This window comes from Marinobacter sp. VGCF2001, assembly GCF_049943275.1.
Classification (GTDB): domain Bacteria; phylum Pseudomonadota; class Gammaproteobacteria; order Pseudomonadales; family Oleiphilaceae; genus Marinobacter.
Genome location: NZ_JBNFVX010000034.1, coordinates 1 through 4380, shown reverse-complemented (window position 1 = coordinate 4380; position 4380 = coordinate 1). Strand labels below are relative to the sequence as shown.

The 4380-nt window shown below is 50.2% G+C and carries 7 protein-coding genes; all 7 read right to left on the bottom strand.

All coding sequences use genetic code 11. The features are described from left to right. Positions 1 to 249 precede the first annotated feature (249 nt). The 7 genes from ACP2AU_RS16660 to ACP2AU_RS16630 all read right to left on the bottom strand — a co-directional run bounded on the left by ACP2AU_RS16660 (position 250) and on the right by ACP2AU_RS16630 (position 4271). On the bottom strand, positions 250 to 756 hold the full coding sequence (locus tag ACP2AU_RS16660) for a hypothetical protein (protein ID WP_426377335.1): 507 nt from the start codon (positions 754 to 756) through the stop codon (positions 250 to 252). A 118-nt stretch (positions 757 to 874) separates the two neighbouring features. Next, entirely contained in the window at positions 875 to 1834 is a 960-nt protein-coding gene (locus tag ACP2AU_RS16655) for a DUF1566 domain-containing protein (protein ID WP_426377334.1), read from the bottom strand. A 560-nt stretch (positions 1835 to 2394) separates the two neighbouring features. Next, positions 2395 to 2763 (bottom strand): hypothetical protein, encoded by a 369-nt coding sequence (locus ACP2AU_RS16650; protein WP_370229812.1) that lies wholly within the window; start codon positions 2761 to 2763, stop codon positions 2395 to 2397. Between the two features lie 162 nt (positions 2764 to 2925). Next, positions 2926 to 3207: a type II toxin-antitoxin system RelE/ParE family toxin gene (locus tag ACP2AU_RS16645; protein WP_426377333.1), complete on the bottom strand. Its 282-nt coding sequence runs from the start codon at positions 3205 to 3207 to the stop codon at positions 2926 to 2928. After that, positions 3204 to 3476, bottom strand: coding sequence for a CopG family ribbon-helix-helix protein (locus ACP2AU_RS16640; RefSeq protein ID WP_426377332.1), 273 nt, complete (start codon positions 3474 to 3476; stop codon positions 3204 to 3206). The genes ACP2AU_RS16645 and ACP2AU_RS16640 overlap by 4 nt, the downstream gene beginning before the upstream one ends. A 167-nt stretch (positions 3477 to 3643) precedes the next feature. Then, positions 3644 to 3910, bottom strand: a complete 267-nt coding sequence (locus ACP2AU_RS16635; RefSeq protein ID WP_426377331.1) for a hypothetical protein — start codon at positions 3908 to 3910, stop codon at positions 3644 to 3646. 112 nt (positions 3911 to 4022) lie between these two features. Next, on the bottom strand, positions 4023 to 4271 hold the full coding sequence (locus tag ACP2AU_RS16630) for a hypothetical protein (RefSeq protein ID WP_426377330.1): 249 nt from the start codon (positions 4269 to 4271) through the stop codon (positions 4023 to 4025). Between the last annotated feature and the right edge of the window lie 109 nt (positions 4272 to 4380).

The following is a 4380-nucleotide window of genomic DNA, read 5'->3' as shown; positions in this document are numbered from 1 at the left end:
TAACAATTCATAATTCATTAAGTCACCCTTCAAGTTCCGTCTTCATTTCCGGTTTCGGCCACATTCGCTCATGTGTAAGTCCGGTATCAGTCAGACAACTAGAGACAATTTGACTCGATCAGATGTTATTTCCAGTAACTAACAGTCATAACGCTTTTGTTCAGCGGCAGCCTGGCATAGCGAAGCGGCGACAAGGCTGTCCGGTGGAGGCCCTCAGGCCGGAACGAACTGCAACTACTGGTTATGCATTTAATACCCAATGATCAGGATTCCCTTGAGTGGGAGGCGAATCCGGCTGCTTGCATACAGGGTATCGATGAAACGGATTACCCGATCAAAATCATTGCTATTCCGATACGTGTTGCGCACAGCAATACCAAGGTAGTTTACGCCGTGCATCATGCACGCTTGAAAAAGGTCTTTAAGAAATTGGTTGTTCACCACTGCCCGACCCGCTTCAACCTCGAGGACAAATTCTTCTTGTCGGTGGTATGCGTCAGCTTCAAATGATTTTTCTGGTCTACCATTCAGCCCAAAAAGAACTGGTACAAAAATCTTCTCAGCCTTTTTCTTGCCTGTTTCGACTTCAAAGTCTGCCGACTGGAGTCGAGCACAAACCTCTGCGAGAACGTCATTGCTGGGCAGATCGAATTTGAAGGAATCGATTCGTTGAGAAGCTTCTTCAAAGGCATCTACCACGGTATCAACGATGGAAGGCGCTTCGTCAGATTTTGGAAAATACTGCCAATTAATCATTCATCATCCATGCATAACGCTTGGCTTTGCGGCGCACCGGAGCGCCAGCGTAGGGCGTCCGACAACAGCCGCTTGTTAGAGCTTTTCCACGAGGTAAAATGAAACCTCGCGGGGAGAGTTAATTCTTGGGCCTCACGAGGCGGATAGCCTCTGGGTTACCGCGCCAATTGTGAGTGTATCCACCACTCCAAAAGTGAGCACGCCATGCGGAATCGAGATCAAGCCCACTACCAATATCCCCGCCAACCGACCCTGACCAAACATCGTATTGTGGAGAATTTGGGAACGCTTCTGTGACAATGGTTGGCTTTTGGTAATCCCTACCTTCACAGTAAGTCGAAGGATTGAATTCCTGGGGACGTTTTGTAGAGCAATATAGCAAAGTCGTTAGCTGTCCAATCGTAGGTAATCGCCATTCATTTTTTGGCAAAGGCAAGTTCAAATCGACTATATATTCATTTGGTAAACTCTCGATATCTGCCCAACTTCCATAGTTTTCCACAGCATCGTACCAATTTAGCTTACGGTGTTGGCCAACACATGTTTGATTCTGCAAACTCCACTCCTGACCTTCCGAACAACGCTTCCAGTACAGAGAATTGACCGTGTCTAAAATAACATCGCCTTGTAAGTTTACTGGTTTATAACGGCCAGCGATAAGCGCATCAGGATCACGAACCAAAGCCCTTACCTCATTACTGGGATCGCTCTCTTTGCCCGCCACCACGGCCGTTACAACGACGAAATAACCAGTACCATTTTCCAGCTCAGATATTTTAAGCGGCGCTGAAACACCTCTTAACCAAGCGCCCCCGTCATAGGCTGCATAGTTTTCAGCTAAAATTCCGGGTTCATTTCCATAATAAACATTGTAAGAGTCAGCTCCTGGCACGGGATTCCATGTCAACAAAAGTTCGCGATCACCAAAGTCTGCCTCTAGGTTTTCGGGAGATTGGATCGCAATCGATGGATTGGACTCATCAGTACCCGAAGATCCATCACCCCCACCACATCCGGCTACCATCGATAGCGCAGCGCACATAACAAAGTATTGAGATCGCTGTATTGACAACCGCATATTCACCCCTCAACAATATGAAAAACTTTTGGTTTGGCCTAGCGCTCTAACGCTGAGCTTAGCGGCGCCACGTCAGTGGCGTCCGGTGGACGGCCCTCGGGCCGGGAACGTACTACAGCGACTGGTTAGCTGAGAAGCACCGGCGGGCGACAAACCCAGATCCTTGGCAACCAACATGACCGCCTGCTCCGTTGCTTTATGCACAAGCCCTAGCCGATGCACCCTGAGTAAAACTACCACCGACAATGCGGCGAATGAACCTGGACCTCAGATTAGCAGGTAAGCAAGGAACCAGGTTTCGACGGACACCTGGTTCCGGCAAACACTCACCTTTATGCCAACGCCACTGGCTGATTTTGGCTACCCACTCGCCGCGGATTCCGACGGCCTTGGCAAACCACGGGAATTGCCGGATTTGCTGCCAGTATAAGGCCAAGGCCAACACCACCGAGCCAACCAAAAGGCACAACGCACTACCCAGCTAACGCCGGCCATAAGCGGCGCCCTGTCAAGGACGTCCGGTGGAGGGCCCTTGGCCCGGAACAGACTTAATGGCTTTGTTAAATAATGCTCGAAAACGCAAGTTTCGTCCCTTCCGACAATACAGACCGAATTACAGATAGAGCAGTCTCACGTGCAAGGGTTTCAGAACCGTTAGCAAGAATCGTCCCCACTGAATCCTTCGTCTCAAGTGCCCGGGGAGTGCCGTTCAGCAACTCTAGACTCTTCGGCGTCAACGTGACGCGTTTAGCCGAGCCGTATACCTTCTTCCCAAGCCATAGATATCCGGCATCTTTTAGCCAATCTACCGTGGCGGCTGCGAGCTCTTCGTATTCCTGTGCATCGTACAAAAGCTCCTCATCGGTTCCCGATGAATACTTTTTATGTACAGCTCTGCCGAGAACCTCATACCTAATATCTACTCTCACCGGAAAACTCTCGTAGCAAGTACCGAGTAACTCAGCGACGTGCAGATTAAACAGATCAATATTTCGCACGATAGGCCCTAAAATTTAACGCTGAGCGCACCGGTGACTTTGGCGTAGCGAAGCGGAGACAAAGGCATCCGAGTGCCGCGCCTGGTTAAATTACTACCGTTCACCTTCAAGGCCATGCCATAGCCGGAGAACGATGATAGAACTGGCATGAAGTGAGTATCGAACGACGTATTTTCCGAAAACCATATCTCGAACAGAGTCTGGCACCGGTGCCATTTCAACGGGTGTGCCCATTTTGGGGAAGTCTGGGAGCAGTCCGATTTTGCCAATCAACTCGGCGGCAATCTTGGCTGCCGCCGATGGATTGTGAACTTCAATGAACTCCCTCAAACGTTTCAGATCTTCGATGGCTTCATCCGTGTAAACCAGTTTCACTTACCTGACCTCGGTGCATCCTGCTCGCTCTCGGCGCCCCAACTATTAAGCCAGCTATGAACCTCGCTGGCATCAACCACCTTGCCTTGGGTAGCAGACTCCATTGCCTCTAATGTTTGTTTCCACCGCTCTTGCTCAAGCTGCTGCTTTTCTATGTATTCCGACAAAGCTTGGTTGATTACCCAGCCTTTGCTCCGGTGAAGCCTGCCAGCGATTGCTTCCAGGTGCTGTTCAACTTCGGCTTGGAGGCGAACTGTGGTGACACTCATGACTATACCCTCGAATTTTAGACTACAACGTATTACAGCATAGCCGATGAGGGTGCGGCAAAAAATTTAACGCTTTGCTCAACGGCGCGCTTTAGCGCGTCCGGTGGAGGGCCGTCGGCCCGGAACGAATTGGAGCTATTTGTTATACCTCTCGCCAACTCGAGAATTCAGATACTTGCCTTCACCGAAGAAAAAATTCTTGAGGCACACTGAAAGCCAGGGTTTGTTTCAGAATCGATCCCACCTTGCGCACCTTTTTCAGCGAATAAAACTTGCAAGTCCTGCAACGTAGCCTCTGGATTCGCATCGTTTCTGATCGCGATAGTTAACGTCTGAGCTAGCATATATTCTAAGGCGCTAACATGTTCCACAAGCTCACCAATGCGTGCGGTTTGAGCGTTCAGCGTGTTGACCAGATCTTGTTCAGATACCATTCCCAATCCTCTAACTTTTGCGGGTATAACGCCAGCCATAAGCGGCGCCCTGACAAGGGCGTCCGGTGGAGGGCCGTCGGCCCGGAACAACCTTGATGGCCTTGTTATACATTTACTCGAACCAAGACTCGAAATGCTTGGCTACCTTTTTATTGAATGCGTTGAATATGTGCCCAAACACATACATTGCTCCACCAAGGATAGCCAGCATAAGGAAAACACCCCAGGCAGCCGGCCCAACCTCGGCGCCACCCTCGACCAAAGCCATGACGTCGCCGAACAATGGTGGTACGAATGAGGTGAGTATTAACAAAGCAGCCCCAGAGGCGGAGCCCATGAGAACAAGTAAGAGTCCTTTCATTGATTTTCCTTTGATGTATAACGCTGAGGTAACCGGCGCCGGAGCGCTAGCGAAGGGAACCAAAAGCGGTACGCTTTTGGCGTCCGGTTGACCGGCTGGTTAGTGGCCG

Coding starts and splice junctions, on each gene's coding strand:
- ACP2AU_RS16660 (WP_426377335.1), bottom strand. CDS start 756: ATGATTAATTGGCAGTATTTTCCAAAATCTGACGAAGCGCCTTCCATC.
- ACP2AU_RS16655 (WP_426377334.1), bottom strand. CDS start 1,834: ATGCGGTTGTCAATACAGCGATCTCAATACTTTGTTATGTGCGCTGCG.
- ACP2AU_RS16640 (WP_426377332.1), bottom strand. CDS start 3,476: ATGAGTGTCACCACAGTTCGCCTCCAAGCCGAAGTTGAACAGCACCTG.
- ACP2AU_RS16635 (WP_426377331.1), bottom strand. CDS start 3,910: ATGGTATCTGAACAAGATCTGGTCAACACGCTGAACGCTCAAACCGCA.
- ACP2AU_RS16630 (WP_426377330.1), bottom strand. CDS start 4,271: ATGAAAGGACTCTTACTTGTTCTCATGGGCTCCGCCTCTGGGGCTGCT.